20 protein-coding genes are annotated in these 25,361 nt (G+C 31.6%); 4 read left to right on the top strand and 16 right to left on the bottom strand.

The window, feature by feature from the left end; all coding sequences use genetic code 11:
* Nucleotides 1-13: 13 nt before the first annotated feature.
* From ACREWB_RS08480 to ACREWB_RS08435, 10 genes are all read right to left on the bottom strand, one after another.
* On the bottom strand, nucleotides 14-958 hold the full coding sequence (locus ACREWB_RS08480; RefSeq protein WP_431547021.1) for a polysaccharide deacetylase family protein: 945 nt from the start codon (nucleotides 956-958) through the stop codon (nucleotides 14-16).
* Nucleotides 958-2,337 (bottom strand): DNA repair protein RadA, encoded by a 1,380-nt coding sequence (gene radA, locus ACREWB_RS08475; protein ID WP_431547020.1) that lies wholly within the window; start codon nucleotides 2,335-2,337, stop codon nucleotides 958-960. The genes ACREWB_RS08480 and radA overlap by 1 nt, the downstream gene beginning before the upstream one ends.
* A 432-nt stretch (nucleotides 2,338-2,769) precedes the next feature.
* Complete coding sequence (locus tag ACREWB_RS08470) at nucleotides 2,770-3,117, bottom strand: hypothetical protein (protein ID WP_431547019.1); 348 nt, start codon at nucleotides 3,115-3,117, stop codon at nucleotides 2,770-2,772.
* A 136-nt stretch (nucleotides 3,118-3,253) separates the two neighbouring features.
* The gene (locus ACREWB_RS08465; protein ID WP_431547018.1) at nucleotides 3,254-4,210 is read right to left on the bottom strand and encodes an Rpn family recombination-promoting nuclease/putative transposase; all 957 of its coding nucleotides are present in this window, start codon (nucleotides 4,208-4,210) and stop codon (nucleotides 3,254-3,256) included.
* A 305-nt stretch (nucleotides 4,211-4,515) separates the two neighbouring features.
* Nucleotides 4,516-9,438: a DNA repair ATPase gene (locus tag ACREWB_RS08460; RefSeq protein WP_431547017.1), complete on the bottom strand. Its 4,923-nt coding sequence runs from the start codon at nucleotides 9,436-9,438 to the stop codon at nucleotides 4,516-4,518.
* Between the two features lie 42 nt (nucleotides 9,439-9,480).
* Nucleotides 9,481-11,496 (bottom strand): flotillin family protein, encoded by a 2,016-nt coding sequence (locus ACREWB_RS08455; protein WP_431547016.1) that lies wholly within the window; start codon nucleotides 11,494-11,496, stop codon nucleotides 9,481-9,483.
* The gene (locus ACREWB_RS08450) at nucleotides 11,493-12,116 is read right to left on the bottom strand and encodes a hypothetical protein (protein WP_431547015.1); all 624 of its coding nucleotides are present in this window, start codon (nucleotides 12,114-12,116) and stop codon (nucleotides 11,493-11,495) included. Before ACREWB_RS08450 ends, ACREWB_RS08455 begins: the two co-directional genes overlap by 4 nt.
* A 199-nt stretch (nucleotides 12,117-12,315) precedes the next feature.
* Nucleotides 12,316-12,936 (bottom strand): uridine kinase family protein, encoded by a 621-nt coding sequence (locus ACREWB_RS08445; protein ID WP_431547014.1) that lies wholly within the window; start codon nucleotides 12,934-12,936, stop codon nucleotides 12,316-12,318.
* Nucleotides 12,937-13,036: 100 nt separating this feature from the next.
* Entirely contained in the window at nucleotides 13,037-14,431 is a 1,395-nt protein-coding gene (locus tag ACREWB_RS08440; RefSeq protein WP_431547013.1) for a L,D-transpeptidase family protein, read from the bottom strand.
* Nucleotides 14,432-14,521: 90 nt separating this feature from the next.
* On the bottom strand, nucleotides 14,522-15,367 hold the full coding sequence (locus ACREWB_RS08435) for a hypothetical protein (protein WP_431547012.1): 846 nt from the start codon (nucleotides 15,365-15,367) through the stop codon (nucleotides 14,522-14,524).
* A gap of 347 nt (nucleotides 15,368-15,714) precedes the next feature.
* On the opposite strand from ACREWB_RS08435, the gene rsmH reads away from it, so the two are divergent.
* The 3 genes from rsmH to ccsA all read left to right on the top strand — a co-directional run bounded on the left by rsmH (nucleotide 15,715) and on the right by ccsA (nucleotide 19,740).
* Nucleotides 15,715-16,764, top strand: a complete 1,050-nt coding sequence (rsmH, locus tag ACREWB_RS08430; RefSeq protein ID WP_431547011.1) for a 16S rRNA (cytosine(1402)-N(4))-methyltransferase RsmH — start codon at nucleotides 15,715-15,717, stop codon at nucleotides 16,762-16,764.
* 169 nt (nucleotides 16,765-16,933) lie between these two features.
* Nucleotides 16,934-18,187, top strand: a complete 1,254-nt coding sequence (locus ACREWB_RS08425; protein WP_431547010.1) for a hypothetical protein — start codon at nucleotides 16,934-16,936, stop codon at nucleotides 18,185-18,187.
* 2 nt (nucleotides 18,188-18,189) lie between these two features.
* A complete protein-coding gene (ccsA, locus tag ACREWB_RS08420) occupies nucleotides 18,190-19,740 on the top strand; it encodes a cytochrome c biogenesis protein CcsA (protein ID WP_431547009.1) in 1,551 nt (516 codons plus the stop codon).
* Nucleotides 19,741-19,775: 35 nt separating this feature from the next.
* Here the strand turns inward: ccsA and ACREWB_RS08415 are convergent, their stop codons facing one another.
* The 6 genes from ACREWB_RS08415 to ACREWB_RS08390 all read right to left on the bottom strand — a co-directional run bounded on the left by ACREWB_RS08415 (nucleotide 19,776) and on the right by ACREWB_RS08390 (nucleotide 24,704).
* Entirely contained in the window at nucleotides 19,776-20,978 is a 1,203-nt protein-coding gene (locus tag ACREWB_RS08415) for a cation:proton antiporter (protein ID WP_431547008.1), read from the bottom strand.
* Nucleotides 20,968-21,321 carry a P-II family nitrogen regulator gene (locus ACREWB_RS08410; protein WP_431547007.1) on the bottom strand — a complete coding sequence of 118 codons (354 nt, stop codon included), beginning with the start codon at nucleotides 21,319-21,321 and terminating at the stop codon, nucleotides 20,968-20,970. Before ACREWB_RS08410 ends, ACREWB_RS08415 begins: the two co-directional genes overlap by 11 nt.
* Before the next feature lie 170 nt (nucleotides 21,322-21,491).
* Nucleotides 21,492-21,638 (bottom strand): Spo0E family sporulation regulatory protein-aspartic acid phosphatase, encoded by a 147-nt coding sequence (locus ACREWB_RS08405; protein WP_431547006.1) that lies wholly within the window; start codon nucleotides 21,636-21,638, stop codon nucleotides 21,492-21,494.
* A gap of 139 nt (nucleotides 21,639-21,777) precedes the next feature.
* The gene (locus tag ACREWB_RS08400) at nucleotides 21,778-22,734 is read right to left on the bottom strand and encodes an acyl-CoA dehydratase activase (RefSeq protein ID WP_431547005.1); all 957 of its coding nucleotides are present in this window, start codon (nucleotides 22,732-22,734) and stop codon (nucleotides 21,778-21,780) included.
* The gene (locus ACREWB_RS08395; protein WP_431547004.1) at nucleotides 22,715-23,812 is read right to left on the bottom strand and encodes an acyl-CoA dehydratase activase-related protein; all 1,098 of its coding nucleotides are present in this window, start codon (nucleotides 23,810-23,812) and stop codon (nucleotides 22,715-22,717) included. The genes ACREWB_RS08400 and ACREWB_RS08395 overlap by 20 nt, the downstream gene beginning before the upstream one ends.
* Nucleotides 23,766-24,704: an acyl-CoA dehydratase activase-related protein gene (locus ACREWB_RS08390; protein WP_431547003.1), complete on the bottom strand. Its 939-nt coding sequence runs from the start codon at nucleotides 24,702-24,704 to the stop codon at nucleotides 23,766-23,768. Before ACREWB_RS08390 ends, ACREWB_RS08395 begins: the two co-directional genes overlap by 47 nt.
* Nucleotides 24,705-24,858: 154 nt before the next feature.
* Here ACREWB_RS08390 and ACREWB_RS08385 point away from each other — a divergent pair, with 154 nt between their 5' ends.
* The gene (locus ACREWB_RS08385; RefSeq protein ID WP_431547002.1) at nucleotides 24,859-25,332 is read left to right on the top strand and encodes a DUF4883 family protein; all 474 of its coding nucleotides are present in this window, start codon (nucleotides 24,859-24,861) and stop codon (nucleotides 25,330-25,332) included.
* Nucleotides 25,333-25,361: the final 29 nt, after the last annotated feature.

Raw genomic sequence — 25,361 nt, 5'->3', positions numbered from 1 at the left:
CTTCCTTATGCACTTATTTAAATTTATATTGAGGATTAGTAACTCTTTCTTCAAATGTATCCATATTAAAAAAAGCACTGATATAAACTCTCTCCAGTTTATACATTCCATCTTTTTTACTGGACCATCTTCCGTCTGTAGAAACACCCATACTATAGCCAGCATCTTCAGCTGCTTTTGGGGTAGAACTATTATAGCTGCCCTCAGGATATGCAATATAATTTACTTTCTTATTTAGAAGATTTTCCAGAAATGCCTTGGAGTCTTTCAATGTTTCTAATTGTTTTTCATAAGAAATTTCACCAAGTATATCATGGTCTACTGTATGACTTTCGATATCAATTCCGTTTGCATTCATTTCTTTTAACTCAGCGGAGGTGAGATACTTAGGGTCTTTATCCACAGTATTTGTGATAATAAAAACTGTTGCATTAAATCCAAACTCCTTTATGATTGGATACATATTTGTATAGTTATCTACATATCCATCGTCAAAAGTCAGTACAACAGATTTTTTAGGAATTGGTTTATTATTTTTAAAATAGTTATAAAGGTCATCTAGTGTAATAGTAGTATACCCATTATCCTTAAGCCATTGAAATTGCTTCTTTAAAAGAGCTGGAGGTATAATAAGTTCATTCCCACTTTTATTCCCTACAGAATGATACATAAGTATAGGCACAGATTGATCATTTTGTATCGTATTGTTTAAACTTGTTGCTTCTTCAACTTTACTTTCCGTATTTGTATTTGCATTTACTTTCGTTTCTATTTTAGGCTGAACGGGATTGGATTTTACAATGGAATTTTTTTTAGTATTGGCATTGGAAGTTAGCTGGGAATATTTACTTGAACAGCCAGAAGCAACCAATAAAGAAATTATCGTTAGACAAATAAGCATTTCTTTTGCAAACTTATTTTTACTTGTTTTGCGTGTTATAATTTTTTCTTTCATCATTATTTGATTTCCTTTTGAATAACATCTATTAATTTCTTACAAGGAATAACCTTTATATTCTTAAATTTGACCCCTGCTTTTAAACAATTCATCGGTATATATGCCTTTTTAAAACCCATTCTATCTACTTCTTTTAATCTTTGCTCAAGTGACGGTACTTTTTTTAGCTCTCCAGTAAGACCAAGCTCTCCTATAAAAACTGTATCCGTAGATATTCCATGGTTTAATGCAGAGGACGCAATACTCATCACTACAGCAAGATTTACTGATGTTTCAGTTAGCTTAAGACCCCCTGTTGCTTTTATAATAACATTCTTATCATAAAGTCCTACCCCTCCTCTTTCCTCAAGAATTGAGATAAGAGTCCCTAGTTGTTCCTTCCTTGCAAAACACTCACTTAGTCTGCTTGGATAAGGGGTAAACGATTTAGATACAAGACTTTCTACCTCTATAACAATTGGTCTTGTACCATCCTTTATAACGGCTAAGGCACTACCTGGAACTAGCTCTTCCCTTTTGGTCATAAAAAACTCCGATGGGTCAGTTATTTCTTCCATCCCTATTTCCGTCATGCGGAATAACCCACTTTCAGACGTATCCCCATATCTATTCTTTTTGCTAATTAAATGCTTCAGTTCTTCTCCATCTTCTCCTTCTATGTATAGTACTGTGTCCACTAAATGCTCTAGTATCCTAGGACCCGCCATCTCATCAGCTTTTGTCATTTGCCCAACCAGGAATACAGCTCTTGGTCTATCTGGATTTTTTGCTTTATCCTTTAAAGCTGTTGCACATTCAATTACTTGAGTAGGAGATCCTGCTCTTGAACCTGAATACTCCTCTAAAGTAAATGTTTGAATACTGTCAAGTATTATTAAGTCTGCGTCAACTGCTTCTATATGTTGTAATATATCATCTAACTTAGTATCAGAAACTACCCAGAAATTATCAGCTATTTCTTTTACCGTACGATCAGCTCTATTTTTAATTTGACTATTGCTTTCCTCCCCAGATGCATATAAAATTTTGTATCCTTTCAAAGACAGTGCATTTGCTAGTTGCAATAAAAGAGTTGACTTGCCCATGCCAGGAGGTGCTGAAATTATACTTATACTATCTCTAACTATTCCACCACCCATAACCCTATCAAATTCTGAAACTCCTGTAACTATCCTGTCACTGTTTGATTGTACAATCGCCCTTAGTTTTGTTGGGTTAGTTGTTATTGCCATTCTACCTGAGTTAGATTTACTAAAGCTTGCCTTAACTATTTTTTCTTCATATGTGTTCCAAGCACCACACTCATTACATTTCCCCATCCATTTTGGAGAATGCGCCCCACAGTCTTTACAGATATAAACTTTTTTATCTTTAGCCAATTAAATACATCCCCTTATTATCATCCTCTATGCAATTATTTATTTGTTTATTTGTTTATTATTAACATCATTCCACTATATAATCATTTAATGCACTATTTTACCATTATATCATAAACCTAATTGACTAACAAAGTCTTCAAAGTAATATGAACAATCTTTCTGCATTCACTTCAAACACAATTATAAATTAATAAGCTTTACATAAAATCATTTTAGAACGTTTTTTTGTTTCAAGTTCTTTATGAGCTTGCTTTTTTTTCTTTTAAAAATTACTGTATTTTTGTAACATGTATCTTCATTTTACAAAAGTAAAAATATAATCTAGTATTATGTTTACCGTCTTTTTTATTCTCTAGCCACCATAAGTATCCGTATTTCTGCCCATTACCCGGATCTGATTGTGCTTTAAATAATTTCTTAACCCATTCTTTAGGTATTATCTGATTCCTCTTTCGCTATGCCTTCTTCTCTTCCCTCTTTCATGTAGTTCGATTTTCTAATCTTGTCTATACTCAATTTAAATGCACCTCCATTTTTCTTTTTATATTCCTCATACTTCTTTTCTAGCTCTGGATCTTTAACTAAAAATAAATATTCTAAAAAATCCACTAATCTTTTATCTTTGCCTCGCTCACCTTTATAAGAATATATTACTGCGCCCACTATTTCCGACTCATCGTTATTTTTATACCTAAATTTATCCCATATCCTATAAAAGTATCTGAACATTCTTTCTCCAAAAACTTCTTGCCCAACTTTATATCCTAAAATCTGCATCAGATGTTCTAACTTCCTATCTTTCGACATGTGACAGTCACTATTGTGAGAGCGAAGGTCTCACTTGTTAGAAAATAAAAATAAGCATCAATAGCTGCTACTCCAGCCACTGATGCCCACTCTAATGTTCAAATATCTAATTTGGAAATAGTGTATTTTTTAATTTTATTATTTCCTCATCACTTAATTTAGAATATTTTTTAATCTTCTCAATTGATTCGCCATCTAATAACATTTCTGTTGCTATTACTATCCTTCCTTCTTCTCTTCCTTCTTCTCTTCCTTCTTCTCTTCCTTCTTCCTTGTAGTGTAACTTTCTAATCTCGTCTATACTCATTTTAAATACACCTCCATTTACCATTTTATATTCTTCATATCTTTTTTCAAACTCAATATTTTCGATTAAAAACAAGTATTCCAAAAAATCTACTAGTGCTTTTATTTGATCAGTATTTTTAACTTTATCATATTTTTTTAGTTCTTCTGCTAATTTTATTTTTGCATCATATATGTCTTCATCCCGTATACCTGTTTTTAATATACTTTTTGCCATTTTAAAAACTAGTTTTAGTGGGTTAACATCACTAATTTTTTCGAGTTTTATTTTTTCCACATCAATAGTTTTGAAGTTATATATTAGTATTTCATTTTTTATCCCTGGTACTTTATATACATATTTCTTATCCTTACCTCGTTGACCTTTATATGTATATATTGCAGCTGCCACTATTTCTGATCTATCTTTATGCTTATACCTAAATTTGTCCCATATTCTATAAAAATATCTAAACATTCTTTCTCCAAAGATTTCATCTCCACTACCATAGCTTTGTACTTCTACATGAATGAACAGTATCTTACTTTCCTTATCGTTTAATTTCACTTTTATTATTTTATCTGATATTACTTTTTCACTACTATCTTTATCAAATATATCTTTTTGTATTTCTAATAATTCTTTATCTAATGATTCTGTTTCTACTGTCCAATCTATTTTATTAAATATCTCTGGAAAAAGTAGTTCTACTATTTCTACTTCAAAAGCTTCTAAAATTGCTTTCCATGCTGCATCAAAATCATGTTTCTTTGCCAAGGCTTTTTCACTTCCTTATATATCTTTTGTAAAATAATTAATCTTATTTTATTATATCATATTGACTTTTCATTTACACTACTTTTAGATATTAAGCAATATCGTATATATTGCAATATTAAATGCACGAAATTTTTAAAAATAAGAATACCAGCTTTGGTATTCTTATTTTTCAGATTTTTCTATTACAGTGACTTATCTGGATTTCTATTTAATTATATAAGTACTCTTAATATAGTAATTTGTCTACGGTCTATGTCTTTAAACAATACAAACTCTACCTCAGCTAAAAAACACTATGCATTTTAATTCTTTTTATTACTTCTAGCCATTATGTCCTTAATCATTTCTAAATTATCAGTAAGATTACTTAGAACCATGACCGCTTGACCTATCTTGTCGTCACCTTTAATAAACTTGTTTTCAACGAATATCTTTTTAATTTCATCTAGTCGTCTTTCTTCTTCACTATTTAAACAACCAACAAGTTCTTTCCACTTAAGCATATTCGCCTCTGCCCCAGTTGTTAATGTTTGGGAGTCATTCTCATAGCTTCCAAGTATTTTCTCAAATAATTCTTCATCATTCATAACAGAAACAACATTCTCTGCAATCTTATTCATATTTCTATAAGAACCTTGCAGTTTAAAAGGTGGTTCATTCCTATACTCATCAGCTTGAGATGCTGAATATATATATTCCATGTTAACCTTTAATACTATATCCCGTGCTATAAATAACTTTTCTATAACTCCAATATATTCATTAAGCTCATCTATAGAATAAGTACCCTCAAAAGTAATTTTTTCTCTTTCCACTCCACTTGCCATTTCAATAAGACCATATAAATCCTTCTGGCTTCTATTTGATAGCTTACTAAGTACTGGACTTGAAGTTAAACTGTTTTCAATGTAACTAAGCTTAAATGCTTCTTCATTCTCACGAAGCATATCTCCAAGATTGTATACATCTGCTCTATTAGATAGCATATCTGGTATCTTGAATTTTTCACCACTTTCTGTATATGGATTACCCGCCATAACCACAGCTACCTTTTTACCTCTTAAATCATAAGTTTGTGATGTACCATTGTATACCCCTTCAATCTTTCGTTGACCATCACATAATGATATGAATTTCTGTAGAAATTCTGGATTACAGTGCTGAATATCATCAACATATATCATTATATTATTTGCCATCTTTAATGCAAGATTAAGTTTTCTTAGTTCATCTCTAGCACTAGTATTATTAGCCATCGTAGGATCTAATGAAGTAACTGCGTTTCCTAGGGCGGGACCATTAATTTTAACAAGATTAATACCAAGTCTACTTGCTATATACTCCATCAAAGTAGTTTTACCATAACCCGGTGGAGAAACTAAAAGTAACAATCCCATTAAATCTGTTCGCTTATTTTCTCCTACAACGCCAATTTGTTTAGCTAGGTTATTCCCTATTAATGGTAAATAAACTTTATCAATTAGCTTATTTCTAACAAATGATGATAGTACTTTTGGTTTAAAATCATCTAAATGAAGTTCATTTTTAAACTTCTCTACTAGTTCCTTTTTAATATTCTGAAACTTAATATAATCGCGAACTACGCTCTCACTATAATATTTTAACCTTTGCATAAATTTTGTATAAGCTAAAATATATATGCCTCCATTAATTACCCCGTGTGTTCCAACAATTCCCTTTATGGTTGTTTGAGTCTCAACATTAATAACTCTGCCTAAACTAGCATTATCCTCAATTAGCAGAATAATAACTTCGTAAAGCACCCCTGATAATTCTTCCTCGTCCAAAGCTTCAAATATATCGGTATTGTCTATTACATCAAAGCGATAAGCATTAACCCATTCTTTAATAAGATAAAAAACTCCTTCTATATCTTTTAAACTATTTTTAACTGATGTAGAGAATTCATCTAAAGCATTGTTATCTCGCATGTAGTTCATAAAACCATCATATATTTTTTTAGCTGACCTGCTAACTACAAAATCTTCACCTTTCATAATCTCCATGCAAAGATATTCTGCCGCATCAGGGATATATTTGTTATCAAAGAAGCTTATTTCCTTATAGGTATTGCTCATTTTTTCAATTATATATGGAACATAGTTCTGCAAATTAGGTAGTGATTTAAAATACAACTGAACCTTAGCTAATTCTTTTAAGCGAACTGTCAGCAGCTTTTTAGTTTCATCATCTACTAAACGATTCCAAAACAATCTAGCTAAAGCTCTAACCGGGCTTTTATATATTAACAAATCTATATTGTAATGAAGTTCAAGTAATACTTTTAGTATCTTTGCCCCATCACTATCGTGTACCCCTTTAGTGTAACCCTCTTGATATCTAGGTTCCATAAACTTTTGAACAAGTTCAACTAATTGTGGCTCCGTCTTTGAGTACAAAATATCTAATCTCTCAAATTGCATCTTTCTTGCTGCTTCAAAAACTGAATAAGCAAGGTATTCCGCTCTATAAACATCCACATTCTCTGATAGGATACTCTGATCAAACACATGCTGAAACTTACTAATTTCCGGGTGCACTACCTTATCCCAAAAATCTGTCCCTGCTATATGGTAATACAAATGATCATCCTTTTGTACTATGGAAAGATCTATAGCTTTCGTATTTACTGAGAAGTGATGTTTGCCTAGTTTTATCACGTTCTCTCCGTCTACATATAGCTCTTGCTTATCCTTCAAATTGCGAATAGTATCCTCTTTTAGAGTCTTTAATTTTGAACTAATCTCATCAGCCTTAACACTATCTCCCAGCTCTCGGAGTTTAGATATAATGTCCCTTACCTTCTCAGCCATTATGTCAGTAGCAAGATATCCATTTATCCCTTCTACAGAGTCTAAACCCTTTAACCTATTAGCTATTCCGCTGATAATGCGAACAGACGAGTTAAACAATCCAATTATTCGTTTATTTAACTTATCTAGAAGTGACTGTTTCTTACTTTCAAAAGCATTATATAACTCTTCTCTTTTTTCACTAAGTTTTACTACATAATCATCAAATTCAGCAAACTTTCCTTCTAATTCCTGTATTTGAACCATAACCTTATTAAGATACTGCTCGCATTTATCTGCCGTATCTGAAATATCCAAATAATTCACTACAGCTTGACTAAGCAGTTTCATTTGGGAGTTAAACTGCAGCGTCATTTCACTCTTAGCAAATTCCTCTACCCTAGACTTTACCCTTGCCTTTGCATTATTTAAAAGAGAAAATAATGTAGAAATTTTATCTATTATCTCTGTTGTTATGGTAGGGTCTTCAATCTTAAAATTACCTACAATATCTATAAGAAGTTCTAAATCGCTAGAGGCTTCATCCATCTTTTCTGTAAGCTCTTTCCCCTCTTTTGATTTATTAACCTTATCAACAGCATCTCGTAAATCTTCTACTCTATGGGCATAAATCTTAAGCCCTTCAGGCTGTATTAAGAATTCAACACATTTCTTCGCCAATTCCTCATTTTTTTCGCGTGCCCTAGTATCAAGTGAATCAACAATGGAAAGGTCTATATATCGTAAGTCCCTTAATGAAACAATCCTGCCTCTAAGATTTCGAATATCAGTAAGGACCCTTACATATTCAGAAACGGTATCAAAAGTTCCATATTTCAACTTTTTTAATAGCTGCTCTGATTCATCTTTTACATCGCTTATTTGCTTTTGGGTTGAATTCCTAATTCTAACTACTTTTTCAAACTCACCTATTGCAAAAGTTGATGTCTCTTTTATACGTAGAAGCACTTCTTTTAAATTATATGCTTCCGGCTTTTCTACCCAAAAATACGCATCAATTATTTGCTGAGATTCTTTTACAATATCAAAATAAATACTCTGATAGCCCTCACCCTTTTGAATTAGTTTGAAAACAATGGTGCAATCAGCCATACACTTAACGATATCCACATTACCAATATTAAAAAGAATGGAATCAGTGTGACCTTCCCTTACATAGTTTTTGCCCACATAAGGCGTTTGCCATATCTGTATCATATGATTCTTTCTTGGTTCATTTTCATGTTTAAATACAATCATTTCACCATTATTAAAATGAGAGTATCCCGTGCAAACAATTGGTGTTTCAATTGTTTGCTGGATTATATTATATGAATATATTAAATATATTCCGCTTTCTATATTATAAAAAATATACTGATAGTCTTCTCCATTAGATGAGCTAATCATCTGATCAAATACTGAATGCTCTACTGGAACATCAAATAATTTATATTCTCCGTTTTGTAGATAATAGCCTTTTGGGAAAATAAGTCCATGATTTCCTGGTAAAAGCATACAAGTATCTTTTATTGAATCAATTCTTATAATATTCTTCAATTTGTTGTTAAATAAAAAGTACCTATAATCATTTTCCTTATAAGGCCTTATTTTAAGTATTATTATTTTACCTAAATCAGCATAAAATATTTCTGCATCATCAAGGTTCTGGTCTTTATCCTCCACTGCTTCAGAATAAATTCCCTTACCTGTCTGAGTATTATCCTCAATTTTAATTGTTAAATCTCCACCAAGTGTTTCTACAAATACCTTATCTAGAATTGAAACATGGGGATGAACACCACTACGCTGATCATCCCGCGTTGCTTTAACAAAATTGAACTCATTTTTACTGGCAAACACAACTTCATGTTCACTTCTACAGTCTACATATATTAGCGTGTCACCTTCAATTAGCCATTTAAAGGCTTTAATATCAGTAGCATTCACTCCTGTTTGAAAAACCATGTAAAAATATGGTTCTATTATAGTAAACTTAGCAAAAACCGTATTCTTATAATATTTATATAGATCATCGAAATCTTTCAAAAACTGCTGGTCATTAATTAAGTGGAGTGTTTGCTTTTGAAATGTACATTCTTTATATTTATAAATTGAAAATACATCACTGAGTTCCACCTTAGATTTAAGGCCTATATTGACATTGTATCCAAAGATGAAAGAATCATCTACTGGTGCCATATCTCTAGGTATACAATTATTCTCTGTTATTATTCTCTCGCTGCTAAGAAGCTTTGTTTCAATAGAACCAAAAACTTCTTTTCGCACCAAGTTAAGACTCTCAACACGTTCTTTTAAGTCATTGCCTTGTTTTGCAAGACGATTTTTAATAACCTCATATGTGCTACTATCCATATCATTGTTTTTAATATTTATATCTTTATCATCCAACTTTATCTACCTCATTCACGTGTAGTTTAGGTATATGTGCTTTTACTTACCTTGTATAATATTTGCTGGCAAATTACCTACCCCTGCCTTATTAGCAGTATCTAGAAGCTTTTCCAGCATTGTCGTGTCAGCACTACTGGCACCCTTCATCATCCTATTAACAGCACCAGCTATTGATAGGTTCTTCAAATCTTCTGATGTTATGTTAAATCTACCAGTTAAATCTTGTAATTGTTTCTTAAAGTACTCTGGATCACCTGTAATAAATGTATCTTTAATATCAGTAAGTACTTCACTACTATTTACTAAACGGTCATAAGATTTACCTTGAGTAATTGAACCAATAATCTTATCGAAAAACATTGTTTCTCCGCCTACAATATCAATTTTAGCTGATTTAAGCGCTTCGTTAATAACTGAAGCTTGTGCCTGTGCAATATCCTTCTGAATATTGATACTGGCAAGTTCAATCTCTTTCTCTTTTTCAAGTTTAAGTTTAAACTCCTCATGGCCTCTACCAACTTCATCTAATGCCTTCATACTATTAGCTTTTTCTTTAATCCCTTCTGCTTCTGCTAGGTATTTTTTCTTTAAGATATCTGCTTCAACACTGCCTTCTTTCTCTTTTACATCAATCATAGCACTATCACCTTTTGCCTGCGCTAGAGCTTTTGCTTCTATAACTTTCGCCTGAGCTATACCACTAGTTGATTCTTCAAGGATATTAGCATCAACAATAACCTTAATTGACTCAGCTTCCTTTTGTGCAGCCTTAAGTTTAGCCTCAGCATCAATAATTGTTTTCTCAGCTAAGCATTCAGCCGCTTGTTTTGAAGCCTCTGCAGCTCTAACCAAAATAATACGGTCTTTTTCTCCTTGTTCTTCCGCTTTTTTAATTGCTACAGTTTTGAAACGTTCTGCCTCAGCAATTGCACGGGTATCTTTAATTTTCTCTTCTTCAACCGCAGTATCTTTCTCAACTGCTACTCTTTCTCTTATAACTATCTGAATATTTTTCTTTTCAACTTCTAATGCTTTCTCCTTTTCAATAATGGCAAGTTCAACTAATTTTTCTTTCTCTGTTCTTTCAAGTAATCTTTTTTTATCAACTCTTTCAGTCTCAATTGCATCTGTGCTTTCTTTTGCTTTCTGTGCAACAATAACTTGTCTATCTTTATTTTGCTCGGCAACTTCAATTTCTTCATCAGATTTAACTCTTGCTAGCTCTGACTTTAATCTCTCTTCTTGGGCTACTTTTGCAGCTTCTGCCGTTTCTCTAGAAACAATAATTGCAATTTCTCTTTTCTGCTTTGCTTCTGCCTCTGCATTTTGCTTTTCAAGTTCTAGTATTGCCTCTCTTGCAGATACATCCTGTTGTTTTATAGTTTTTTCTTTCTCTCTTTGTATCTGATTAGCTAATATTAACTGTTTTGCAGTAAGCTCAGTTATTTTCTTAATGCCCTCTGAATCTAATATATTGTTACAATTAAGTAAGTTAACATCAGTTTGTTCAAGATAATCAATAGCAGCATCATCCATCACATAACCATTTAAATCCGTTCCAATAATTTGAAGAATTTCATCTTTAAAAGTCTCTCTTTCAGTATATAGCTGAATAAAATCAAACTTCTTACCAACTGTTTTTAAAGCTTCTGAGAACTTAGAATCAAAAAATTCCATAAGTGTTTTTGGATCAGATGCCTTTTGACACCCTAATAACTGAGCGACTTTTAGTACATCCTCTCGTGTTTGATTAACTCTAACAAAAAATACAACTCTAATATCAGCTCTTAGATTGTCTTTACAAATGAGTCCATCTTTACCTTCTCTAGCAATTTCCACTTTCTTAACCGAAATATCCATGATTTCGTATTTATGTATTGTAGGTACTACAAAAATACCACCAAAGCACACACTATTACCACCAACACCATTTCTTATTATAACCTTGCCCTGCTCCACCTTATGGTAGAACTTAGAAAACAATGCTAATAAACCAATGATTACTACTACAACTACTCCTATACTAACTAACAAAACCTGAACCGAATAACTCATTTTATCACTCCTTCATTTTTAACAATGTAATACACGTTTTTGTCAATGTCTTTTCTGACAACAAATGCAACCTGCTCTTTATTAAATGACTCTAAATTATATTCTGCTCTCACATTTATCACCACAGAAGCCCCGTCTCTTTTTAGTTCTGCCTGTCCTAGTCGACCATTTTTGACATTACATTTAAGTATACATAATTGACCGATTACTTCACTACCTCTGTCATCTTGCATACTGCTATACTTTAAAATAACTTTGAGCGGAAAGGACACAAACTTAGTAATAACCATACTAAGCATCAATGCTGGTATTAATAATACTGTATTCACTACCCCTCCGATAGTTATCGGTAAGTAATACATTAACATAGCTATAATCCAAAAATTTAATGTTAGTACACTAAAAATAAACATAAATGGCAATTCTGACGCATTCAGAAATCCCAGTAGCGCAATGAGTGGGCCTGAAGTATCACCAGCCTCTAAATCAAAATCAAAATCTAAAAAATCAAAGTCTAAGAAACCAATAATGACAATAATCCAATACAACACTATAAGTATTAACAATACTGTTGGTATAATATTTATCCCTTCGAAAGCATTTTTTAAAAGCTCTGGCATAATACCCCCCCTCCTCATACATTCCCCTCAACTTAACTGTACATTCTTCACATTCATGGAATGCTAACCCAACATTACCATTAAATAATTTGTCATAAGTATATTTTATTATATTGTGGTTGAAATGTAAATAATAAGAATTTAAATTTATGGGAGACTGTTTAGTCCATGGACGTAATAAACGTAAAAAAGTATACAGCTATTTCCACAAAACGGTGGTATCAACTACAATATCACATTGATCTTTAATATTCAGTGTTGAGAAATAATATTCCTCCATGGGAATCCATTTATCTAAAAAATTTTGAAGCATCTCTTCTCCGTTGCGCTTTTGAATGCGCTCATACTGAGCCTGCGAACTTAAATCCAAAAAAATTCTATAATCATAATACTTCGCAAGGGTAGGATGCAGACAGTAAACACCCTCAACGATAGTGATTTTTTTAGGCTCTACATGGATAGGTTTACTTAGTGCTCCTTTCAAACATGAATATTTTCGATAAGTAACAGCCTCCCGATTTTGTAGTGATTTAAGAACTTCATCTTCAAATCTCTCATAATGTACATTGCCACCCGGTTGTTCCAAACGGTCCTTTGTTTTCATATCAAAGGGAAGGAAAAAGTCGTCCATATGAAAGACATTACAGTCAAACTCCTCTGAAAGTAATACTGAAAGAGAGCTTTTACCACTACCACACCTACCTTCAATTGCTATAATTATAGGTGCACTTGCCTTAGCTAACTTTTTCACTGCTGCAAACACCAAAGGATACTTTACGTAATTCTGCTTAACTACATCGTCTTGTGTATTAATTTTCATGATGTGTCCCTCCTTAGTATTTTTAATTTACCCTTATTATAGTACATTCTAATTACAAAAAAACACATAAATAAGCTAACTGTAAAGTTAGCTTATTTCTCTATTCTTCATAACAAATAATCGGAGTTCCCTCTTCTATATTTTCAAAAATTGTTTTAGCTAAGTATATTGGAGCATTTATGCATCCATGGCTTCCTCTGCTCTTATATATTTCTCCTCCAAAAGAGTATCTCCAGCTTGCATCATGTATTCCTGTATTCCCGAAAAAAGGCATCCAATAAGTTACTGGTGCTTCATAACCTTGTCCAGTTAATATTGCCCCCTTTTGTTTATAATTAAGCATATAAGTTCCAAGGACAGTAGAACGTCCTCTATTTGGATTTCCTGTTACTACAGAACCTTGCGCTATTATCTTTCCATTTTTATAAAACCATAAATACTGTCTTGTTATATTAACTTCTACATAAGTATTGCCTATTTCATTTTCCGCTCTATATAAAGCCTTCTGAGTATATATAGGTTCTTTTTCAAGTACATTACCAAGTTTTATATTTTCTAATAATGCTTCTGTTTCAGCCTCACGATTAATTGCCCATCCATAAATCCCCCCACTAACTTCTACTATTTTCCCTATAGATGTTTTAAAATTTCTTGATATTCCAACAGTATCATATTTTATACTCAGTTCTTTAACATATTTCATAACTGCTATTTTACTTATTACCATTTCTAAATTTTCATCAACGCCAAGCCACTTACTTATTATATTTCCATCTAATATTTCGTTTTTACTCCCAAATTTATAAGTAATCTTTGCTTTCACATATTCATTTAGTAAATTCTTGGTTTCAAAAGTTTTATCAGAACTTAAAGTGTATCTTGGATTTTCATAACAATGACTTTCATTTAAATCTAATTTTCTTACTCCTTTTAGTATGCTCATTTCTATATCTTCATATAATTTACCTTTAATTATCTTATTTCCATATACTTCTTCAATAATTGTATAGGAACCATTTTTATACTTAAAGCTTACATTTTGAGGTTGTATAATATCTGTATTTGAACAATTTAATTCATTTATCTTATTTTTTAAATTATCACTATTGTAAATAAATAAATCCTCAACATAATATTTTTGCTCCTTTAACAATGAAACTATCCATTTAAAAGAACTTTGCCCTGGATAAACACTATCAATACTATTTTTTTCATTGTATTCCATTCCTATATCTTGTCCTGTTATTTCTTCAATTTCACCATTTCTTTCTGTTAACTGCAACTTATAATCTTTAACATTACTCCTTATTATATCCTTTATATCCTCTTTTGTTTTTAATGACACATCTACCCCATTTATCACTGTATTAAAAAAGGAATACTTAGAAAAGTATAAAGAAATAAGTAAATATATTAGTATAATTGAAGCTATTAAAATAATAACATTTCCTGTACCCTTACTTTTAAAAAGCTTTTTTAAATCAAAATTCACCATATCGATTTATACCTTTCATCAAAAATTTAAACATAATAACTAGTTTATAATATGTTTAAATTTTTGATTTTAAAACTAAAACCTTTATGCTCACTTAACAAATAAATAATCTTTCCACACTGGGCTACTTTTAATCATATTTTCTTCCACTGTCTTATAAGGAATTACCATCTCAAGGTGATCCCCAATAGCATGCGGAACTTCAATACTTATTATAACCCCATCCATAGTTAACTTGTAATTTACTTCTTGTGTTTTTAAAAGATTAATTAAATCTTCGTTAGAATATTGACTTTCAATTGTTTCTTTAAGATTAACACCGGATTTTTCTAAATCTAAATCATCTCTAGAAGGTGAATAAATACCTGATTTGAAGGCTTCAACAAACTTATCATCAATAACAAATATATCTTTTAAAATCAAGGTATCAACTTCACCCAATGTAATATTTTGCGTGTAATATATATTAACTGGATAAGCAGATTTCTCAAAATTAGAGGTTCCCTGATAGACAATGCTAATTACTTTGTTCTTGTAATCTGTGATTTCATATTTTAAATCCATAGAAAAAGCATCCATATCCTCTTGCCCCATCCTAAGTGTATCCAATTTCATTTTAATATACTCCTGAATTGTTTTATTTACTAAATCCACCTTGGCTTCATTATTTGACTTGTTAAGCTGTGGAAATTTTATTGTGATTCCCTTCTCTGTATAAATTTCATCAATAATACTGTAAGTAAAGTCTGCTTTTTTCGCAATCTCAGAATTTTTCACTTCTGTATTTTTTGCAGATTCTACTATCACTTCAGGCGATGTATTCTTTGTAGGTTTCACCATCACTTCAGGTGATGTTTCGTTTCCCTTACACGCAGCAAGACTTATAGCTAGTATGAAAACACCTGATAGAACCAAACTTTTTTTAATATTTTTCATGCTTAACCCTCCATATTCTTTATTTAATTTTCGATTAATTTTATTAATAAGTATACGTGGCGATAGCAATCTTATTTAATATTATTATTTATTACGGAATTGTCCTAATTGGAACTATAAATTCAAAAATAATATTGCAACCCAGTTAATAATACTGAAATTATACAAATTTGTAAAGATAATATGGAAATTTTTTTTAAGATTAATTTCACAAGAATTTGAACTTATTGAAGTGAAATAAGATTACAGCAAAGTTCCACTTTTGTGAATTTGCTTTTATGAATTCTATTTGATATTATATGATTTGTAAGAACATTACGAAAAGTTATTAAAGAAGGTGGAGAACAATGGATAATCAAGAGCAAAAACATCAAAGGCGTGTTCGATATAAAGGCACTAACCCTAGATCTTTTAAAGAAAAATATAAGGAACTTCAACCAGAAAAATATGCTGATACTGTGGCAAAAGTTATTCAAAAAGGCAGTACTCCTGCTGGTATGCACCGTTCAATTTGCGTAAAAGAAATATTAGAATTTTTACAAATTACTCCTGGTCAAACAGGACTCGATGTAACACTAGGTTATGGTGGTCATAGTTTAGAGATGCTTAAATGTTTAAACTCAAAGGGGCACTTGTATGCAATCGATGTAGATTCTGTTGAATTACCTCGCACCCAAAAGCGTTTAGAGAGCTTAGGTTATGGCTCCGAAATTTTAACGATTAAACAAATGAATTTTTCCGATATAGATCAAATTGCTTTAGAATCAGGGCCACTAAATTTTATATTGGCAGATTTAGGTGTCTCTTCAATGCAAATAGACAATCCTGAAAGAGGATTTTCATTTAAGAGTGAAGGGCCACTGGACTTACGTCTGAATCCTAATAGAGGTCAATCTGCCGCGGATCGTCTAAAAACTCTTTCGGTAGATGAATTAGAGGGTATGCTTATAGAAAATGCAGATGAGCCAAATGCTGCACCAATAGCCCGCGCTATTATTTCCAAAATTAAAAAAGGAATAGACATATCAACAACAACTCAGCTTCAACAAATTATAAGTGAGGCTCTTAAATTCATTCCAGGAAATAATAGTAATGATGTTATTAAAAAAACCTGTCAGAGGTGTTTTCAAGCGTTACGAATTGATGTTAATAGTGAATTTGAAGTGTTATATGAATTTCTGGAAAAGCTTCCTGATACCCTTGCAAAGGGTGGACGCGTTGCTATACTTTCATTTCATTCAGGAGAAGATCGTCTTGTAAAAAAATCTTTTAAGCGTTTTTTCCGTGAAGGTGTCTATAGTGAAATAGCTCCAGGTCCTATAAGACCATCATCACAAGAATGTAATACCAATGGTCGTGCTCGCTGTGCTAAATTGCGTTGGGCTATAAAAGCATAATTTTTAAATAATTAGATCAAAAATGCCTATTATAATCAATTATCTTGGTTATAATAGGCATTTTATATTCTTTTATAAATTTTATAATAATAAAGGTAAAAATAATTATGAATTAATATTTAGATTTATTAATATAATTAAATGATTACTATATTAAAGGAGTAAAATTTTGAGAGTTTTTATTACTTTAGATATAAAAAAGTTATTAAAACCAATTCCTTTAGTTGCCGCATGTTTTATTATACTTTGGGCCGCAAGTAGTATTTTAAAATCCACTACAACTATATTACAAAGGGACAAAGAATACCTTATACTAGCTTACAATGATAGTGGTATGCACTGTATTCAGTCTGATTACTCATCTTTTATGATACTTCCTCCAGCAAATACAATTCGTGTACAAGTATTTGAAAAAGGCGTAAAAGAAGCCAAATTAATAAATGGTGGGGTAATAGTAGAGTATGCAGTTAATAATAATACTTCCTCTATTGATAAGGTTAATTTTTGGGATTATGCAAAAGCTTATGGTTATAATTTAAAGCCTAATGAAGGTATTACTGGTAATTACTTAAGCGGAACATGCAAACTATCTGTGGATAAAAAATATTATGAAGCAGAATATATTCCCATAACACCTTACAATGATGGAAGCAAAATTATTAATCCATATCAAACCGTAACTATTACAGTGAAAAGTGCAATAACTAAGAAGGTTATAGCCGTAGAAGATGCAGTTGTTGCACCAGTTTCAACTGAAATGCTCTGCAGCAATTGCCATGGAAAAACTAATACAAATGCTAATATATTAAAATCTCACGATAAAAATAAAGGCACAAAACTTTATGATGATTCAATAAACGGCACACCACACAGTTGTAATGAATGTCATCAAGATAATGCATTAAATGCTAAGGGGAAAGAAGGGATTAAAAGTCTTTCACTTGCAATGCACGATTATCATGCCTCTAAAATGACAATGTCAAGCCTTGAGAATACTTGCTATAATTGTCATCCAGGTGTTGAAACTAAATGTAATAGAGGAGTTATGGCAGCCGCAGGATATACTTGCAGTAGTAGCAAATGTCATGGAGATATGGAGACCGTCTCTAGTTCTCAAAAACAAGGTAGACAGCCATGGATTAATGAGCCAAATTGTGGTGATTGTCATGGGGTAAATTATGCACCTAATACTAATACATTATACAGTAAGTCATACCTTCAGAATGGACCTTTGGCAATGAATGATTTTATTACCTGTGAGACCTGCCACAATAGCCCACATGCAGAATGGCCATCTACATTAGAGTTAGACAATCAAATACCTATAAAAATTTATGGTGTACCTGATTTTATTAGAAAATGTTCAGCATGTCATGAGCAAAAGGGGGATGTAAAAATACACGGATATAAAGGAGTGGATTAAAAATGAATCTAGGTGAATTATTGCTTGTTATTGCTTTAATAATGAGTTTAGGAAATATAATTGTAAGTTTATTCTTTCATAAAAAAAAATTTGCAAGTTTTTGGGTAAATCTATTTTTATTTAGTTCTATATTTTGTATAACGGCTTCTATGCTACTCCTTATTTATTATCAATTTACCTTCAATTTTCAATATGCTTATGTATTTAATCATATTTCAAAGTCGCTAAAACCAATTTACCGCATTTCAGCTCTTTGGGCAGGACAGGAGGGTTCTTTTCTTTTGTGGGCAATGATTGCAATGTGGATTAATCTACTGGCACGTGGTGAGCGTAAGTCTTATGTTATCTATACCTTGATAAGTACAATCATTTTGATCTTAGCTCTTTCAAGTGCTCCATTTTCTCTTATGAATTATATACCAACGGAAGGAAATGGACTTAATATAGCACTACAGGATCCATGGATGGTAATTCACCCACCTCTTGTATTTATAGGATACTCTGCAATGGGAGTGTTATTTTCTCAAAGTTTTAGAAAAATTAATAGAAAATGGGTAATTGCGTCCTTACTATTTCTTGGGGCTGGAATATTTTCCGGAAGTTTGTGGGCTTACCGTGCACTAGGATGGGGTGGTTACTGGGCGTGGGATCCTATTGAAAATGCAGCTTTGGTTCCCTTTCTTATTTTAACTGCAATCGTTCATAAGAAAAAAATATCTCATAAGCTTGCTATGATTCCTTTTATTTTAGCTATCTTTGGTACGTTTTTAGCAAGAAGTGGAATTTTACAAAATACATCAGTACATTCTTATGCCTCATCCTCGATATCATTACCACTCTTAATAGTATTCATACTCTCGGTTTTAATATTAATAGTGGCTCTATTAAAGGACAAGCTGAGAAATGGTATTAAAATTAAGGTTAAGGTTAACAAAGCAAAGACTTTATCAGCATTCCGTTATATTATATATATTTTTGCAGTTTATATATTGCTTGGAACTGTCTTACCTATTTTCTCTGGAATTTCAACAGAAATTAGTTTTTATACTCCAGTAGCACTCAGTTTTGCTATTTTTTCTTCAGTTCTTTTTACGGTTTACATGCGTAATTTATTTGAAGTGAATTTTCTAAAAATAATAATCATAAATACTATTTTAATAATTATTATTTCTGCCGCAACAGCTTTTTCATCCTTCCCATGGTTAATTATACTTTGGATAGTGATGCTTCCACTTATCCCTAAAATAATGTTTGTAAGTACTTTTAAAAACATATGGGCACATATTTCTCACATTGGAGTTTTGCTGCTTATAATTGGCAGTATTACATCTTCTGTTTTTAGTGAAGAGGGAATTTTAATGAAAACAAATTTATTGAAAATCCCTTTAGGAAAAACTACAACTATTCATAAACTTTTAGGAGATACCATAATTACTGAAAGTTTAAAATATACAACAAAACCTTTTATCTGGCTATTCTGGTTAGGTGGATTTATGATACTTAGTGGGATTCTTGGTACGCTTTTCTTCTCAAAAAGGGCAAGTAGTGAATAACACCCTACTTGCCCCTTCCTTATTTTCTCTATATCTTATGCATTTGAATTATGAATTATTTTATGTGGAATTACAATTTCTCCTGATTTTTCTAATGCTATTTTTGCGGCAATAGGACCTATTATAGAGTATATAAATGTAGAACATAATATAATAACCCGAATTTGCGTTGCATATTCCGGTATAAGATTCCCAGCAACTACAATTAATCCTAATGCAACTCCTGCTTGTGGCATAAGTGTTGGTCCTAGATATTTACATATCTTATCATCTTGTTTAGTAATTTTTCCACCTAACCACGCACCAGCTATTTTTCCAATAATACGCATAATAACATATAAAAGTCCAATGACCCCTATTCCAGCTAGTGCAGAAATTTTAAAACCCGCTCCGGAAATAACAAAGAATACCATGAAAATTGGAGGTGAAAAGTTCTCTGTAATTTTAATTACACTATCAATATCTTCATATATATTAACAAACACACCACCAAGCGCCATGCAAGCTAGTAGTGGAGATCCCTGAAGTAATCCAGCTACCCAATACGTGATTAATATAAATGCAATAATAATGCAAAGTCTATTTGATGATTTTTTAAACCATCGGAATATTAACTTCATAAGAATACTTGCGATTCCTCCCAAAATAAAGGATATTAATATTCCATATATAGGAGTTAATATTGACAAAATAATATTAGTGTTAATATTTGAAGACATCATTTTTACTATGGTGGTAGCAAATCCAAATCCAATAAGAGCAACAGCATCATCTATAGCAACAACACTCATAAGCATTGATGTTAATGGTCCTTTAGCTTTATATTGATTTATAACCATTATAGTTTGAGCTGGAGCCGTAGCAGCTGCAATTGCACCTAATAATATTGAAAGCTTTATGTCAAAACCAAAAATAATTAAAGTTATGGTTACGAGTATAATCGCTCCAAAAGACTCTGCTATGGCTATTACTATAGGTGAAATTCCAACTTTTTTAAAATAGCTTAAATTGAACTCACTTCCGATTGAAAAAGCAATAAAGCCAAGTGCTACATCTGATATAACAGAAAAACCGTTAACCATATTAGCCGGAAGAAAGTTGAAAAAAGAAGGTCCCAGTAGAAGTCCAGCAATTAAGTAACCCGTTACATTGGGAAGTTTTATGAATTTAGCAAGCCTACCAAAAAGTATTCCGGCAAACAGTATTATAGCAACTTCAATTATTATTTTACTTTCCAATTTTTCTAATCCCCTTCGTAAAATCAATTGGCACACTAAAAATTACACCAGTATCTTCATGTGAAAGGTCCCCCACTACAGACTCGATAGCACTGACAGCTTCTTCTAACTTCTCTTCCTTTATAACTGCAAATATTACCTTGCTTTTTTCTCTTTCAGGATTTAAAAATGCTCTAAGAGATCCTAAAAAAGGGATTTCACCTTCATCATGTGCATGACTTAATAATCTAGCCATACCCACGCTTTCCAAAATCGTGGCCCCGCTGATGTTAATGCGTGCAAGTTCAGTTAAAACCTCATCTAATTTTTCTGTTTTATTTAATATAAAAAATAAAAGCTTCATATTTCCTCCTTGCAACTTTATTTGAAATATTTCAGAATATTTGTAATATGATAAGTATATTACTAATGTAGCTATATTACAAATCAGCTTGAGACAATCATTATTTTAACGGTTGTATATGAAATGTTTCAAAAATAAAAAAAATGCACAAAAGATGCACATAATTTTTATTATACTTTATATTCATATAAATAATAATGAACAATAAGCTTGTCCAATTGCTCACTAACATAAATGATCTCACTATCTACAAGGCTATCAGCCGCTGATATTAACTTTTCTAATTTTTTTCTTAGTAGTTCTATTTGAATACCCATATTCCCCACCCTTTTCTTAAGTCATTTAGTTACAATTATAATACATAATAAGACCATTTGCAACATATAATGGTTAAATTCTAAAAAAATAACTATTAAAGAACTTATTTCTAAGCAATTGAATAGTTATTTGTATAATCTATATCACCATCTTATTACTCCATTTACCACATCTATCTCCAAAACAGCCTACAGTTTTCTCTCCATCTTTTATTTCAATTACCTCACAATTATTACCACAATCATGGCATTCAATACTTTTAGGCACAAAATTACTAGTTGCTGTTTCAAAACCTTTAAAGTTTGTTTTTCCACTTTTGGCTAGTTCTTCTTTTCCAAGTATGGCCGCCCCAATAGCTCCCATTACATCATAGTGTTCTGGAACATAAATTTCTACTCCTAAGGATTTTTCAAAAGCTACTTTAATTCCTTTATTAGCTGCAACCCCACCTTGAAAAAATATTTTAGGTTTAATTTGTTTTCCTTTTCCTACGTTACTAAGATAGTTTCTTACTAGCGCCTCACAAAGGCCCCCTATTATGTCTTGCTCTTTGTATCCAAGCTGTTGCTTATGTATCATATCCGACTCAGCAAATACTGCACATCTACCAGCTATTCTTACAGGTGCTTTAGACCTTAATGCATAATCTCCAAAATTTTCAATAGGTATTTCCAGCCTTTCTGCCTGCCTATCAAGAAAAGACCCTGTACCCGCTGCACATACAGTGTTCATTGCAAAATCTGTAACTATACCATTTTTAAGCAAGATTATCTTTGAATCTTGCCCTCCAATTTCTAATATGGTTTTTACCTCATTATCAATTTGAAGAGCTGCAACTGCATGAGCTGTAATTTCATTTTTTACTATGTCAGCACCTATTAAAAAAGAAGCCATATGTCTTCCACTGCCTGTAGTTCCAACAGATCTTATTTCGTTATTATAATATTTTTCGCTTAAAATTTTAAGCCCATATTGAATTGCAAGTATTGGTTTGCCTTTTGTTCTTAGATATAATTTATCAACAACCTTTAGTGTATTATCTAATAGTACAACATTAGTACTTACAGATCCTACATCAACTCCCATATAGTACATTATTTTTTCTCCTTTCTAGCATATCTATAAATGCTTCTATTCTAGTAACGTATCCCGCTTCTCCAGTCATTTCGTCTACTACCAAAGTCATTATTGGAAAATCTTTATCATTTGAAATTGCAGGTAAAATAGCCTTGGCTACAATTTCAGGCATACATCCCATTGGAAAAATTTGAATTGCTCCATCAAAATTCTCTTTCTCTGCAAGCAGTACTTCTCCTATACATTCCCTAGCATGCCCACCAATATAATGCTGTAGATATTCTTTAGATGCTATTCTTATACCTATAGAGTTAAGATTCACACATTTAAGTAATGCATCTTTAACCCACCAACTAGGAGTAAGCATCCTTTTAGTTGCTACACCGTAATCCATAAGTTTATCTTCTATATAAAGATTAGAAAAAGGTTCAATCACTGTGTAAATTTCACCGATGATAGCAATTTTTATGGGAGATTTATGTTTGTTAATAGTAATATTTTTTATTCTTTTGTTATAATCTTTTAGTATATCTACCATTTGGCATGGAGAATTTGCTTTTGCTGCATCAATTTTGCATTCATTTAAAAGTCTCTTAAATTCTCCCTTGTTTATTTCAAAGCCTGTTAAGTAATGTGCTGCAGCTTCATTTTTTTCTATTAGCTCATTTACATCATAGGCTATCTTTAGTGCTTTAATTCTTTCAACTTTACTTTTTGTACTATTATCTGTAATCTTTTTAAGGCGATTTAAAAATTCATTTTTACCTACATCAAAAGGACTATCTATTACAACAAAAGTTAAATCGTGTCCTATTTTCTTTAGTGCATTAATTTGTAATTCGCAGTACTCACCAAATCTACAAGGACCACAGCTTCCAGGGAGAATTACAGTATCTGCTCCCATCTCTATACTCTGTAAATAATTGCCCATCATAATTTTATATGGCATGCACATCTCTTCAGGTGAAAACTTTGAACCTAGCTCTAGTGCCTCACTACTACTAAAAGGTGGAATTATACACTCTATTGAAAGTCCATCAAATAGTGCTTTAGCTGCAAGATGTGTGTTGCCTAAATGTGGAAATGTTATCTTCATTATTTTTTTTCCTTTCAATCATATCAATAAAAGCTTCAATTCTTGTATCTAGACCGCCTTCACCAGTATGTTCATCAACTTTTAAAACTAAAAGAGGAAAATCCTCTATTTTATCTTGAATAAGCTCAAGTATCACAGAATCTATTCCGCAAGCGAAGGATGATATGTATATAGCACCATTTATTCCGCTATTTTTAGCTATACTAGTTGTAAATCCATAAGAATTAGCCGCGAAAGTCCAAAAGGGCCTCTTAAAAAGAGTTTTTACCTCTTCCTCAATCTGTTCTTCCGCTACATATTCCTCTGTTATAACTCCTACCCCCAGTTTGTTTAATTTTTTTACTATATTCATATTAATAAAAGTATCGTAAAGATTATATGGATGCCCTACTAAGGCAATATTTTTTTTATATCCTTCATCTTTAATACCAAATTTGAAACTTCTCTGTTCTTCTAAGGCCTTACTAAATGCTACTTTTATCTTTTTCTTATCCTTTGTAATCATCCCTCCAAGTTTTTTGCACCAATTATATAATTCCTTCTCGCTAGTAGCGTAAATAGGTTCTATCATTACCTTTGGCAAATTAGGCACGCTATATAAAATCATTTCGGGAAGCCCACAAAATTTGGGGCATATAAATTCCCGCGGGCGGACCCTCATAATCCTAGGTATAATTAATAGGTCACACTTGTCCTTAATATCTATTATATGTCCATGGAATATTTTTATAGGTAGACATGCCTCGTCCACACAGTATTTAACCCCATCATTTAAAATGTTTTTATTTGTATCTATAGATGTAATTACTTCTGCATCTAATTCAATTAAAAACCTATTTATAAAAGGGTAGTATTTGTAATATAATAATCCTTTAGGTACACCAACTCTCATAACTTCTCCTTATTATTCTTTATACTTTCTATTTCTATTCTGAACTACTAGACTAAAAAATATTCCTAAAATAGGTTAATATATGTTTTTTTGTACTAAAAAATAATTGTGCAACATATTTTATTTACAAGACTATTAAAGGATGTGATTAAATGTGAAAAAATATGTTTTGATACTAATGTGTGCTTTTTTATCTTTAAGCCTATTTGGCTGTAATTATAAAATCAATAAAAATATGTTCAGTAAAAATAAACCAAATAATTATCATTACACCAGTTTATTAATGAGTGATTTATCTACAGAAAAGCCAACAGAAATTTATGCTCTATACATGAACTTTTATAAAGAAAAGAATTTTTCCCAGGAAGACTTATCTATCTTCTCTGATTTTTTTAATTCATTAAAAAATGATAACTTTATAGAAAAGCCTGCTGACTTACCAGAAAAGCCCTTATATAAGATTTTTGTAAGCTTTAATAAAAACAAATATATAATAAATCTCTATAATGAAAATTTCATTTCTATATATCCCTTTGATGGTGACTACAAAATGGATTATATAGACACAAGTAAAATGTATAAAGCCTATAATCTCTATGGACTATGCAAATACCTTATACCTAACTAAGGTATTTTTTTTTACAAAATGTTCATTAT

This window comes from Clostridium sp., assembly GCF_050717635.1.
In the GTDB taxonomy this organism is placed as follows: domain Bacteria; phylum Bacillota; class Clostridia; order Clostridiales; family Clostridiaceae; genus Clostridium_AD.
Note: the sequence above shows the minus strand (reverse complement) of the source record. Positions and strands in the feature narration are given on the sequence as shown.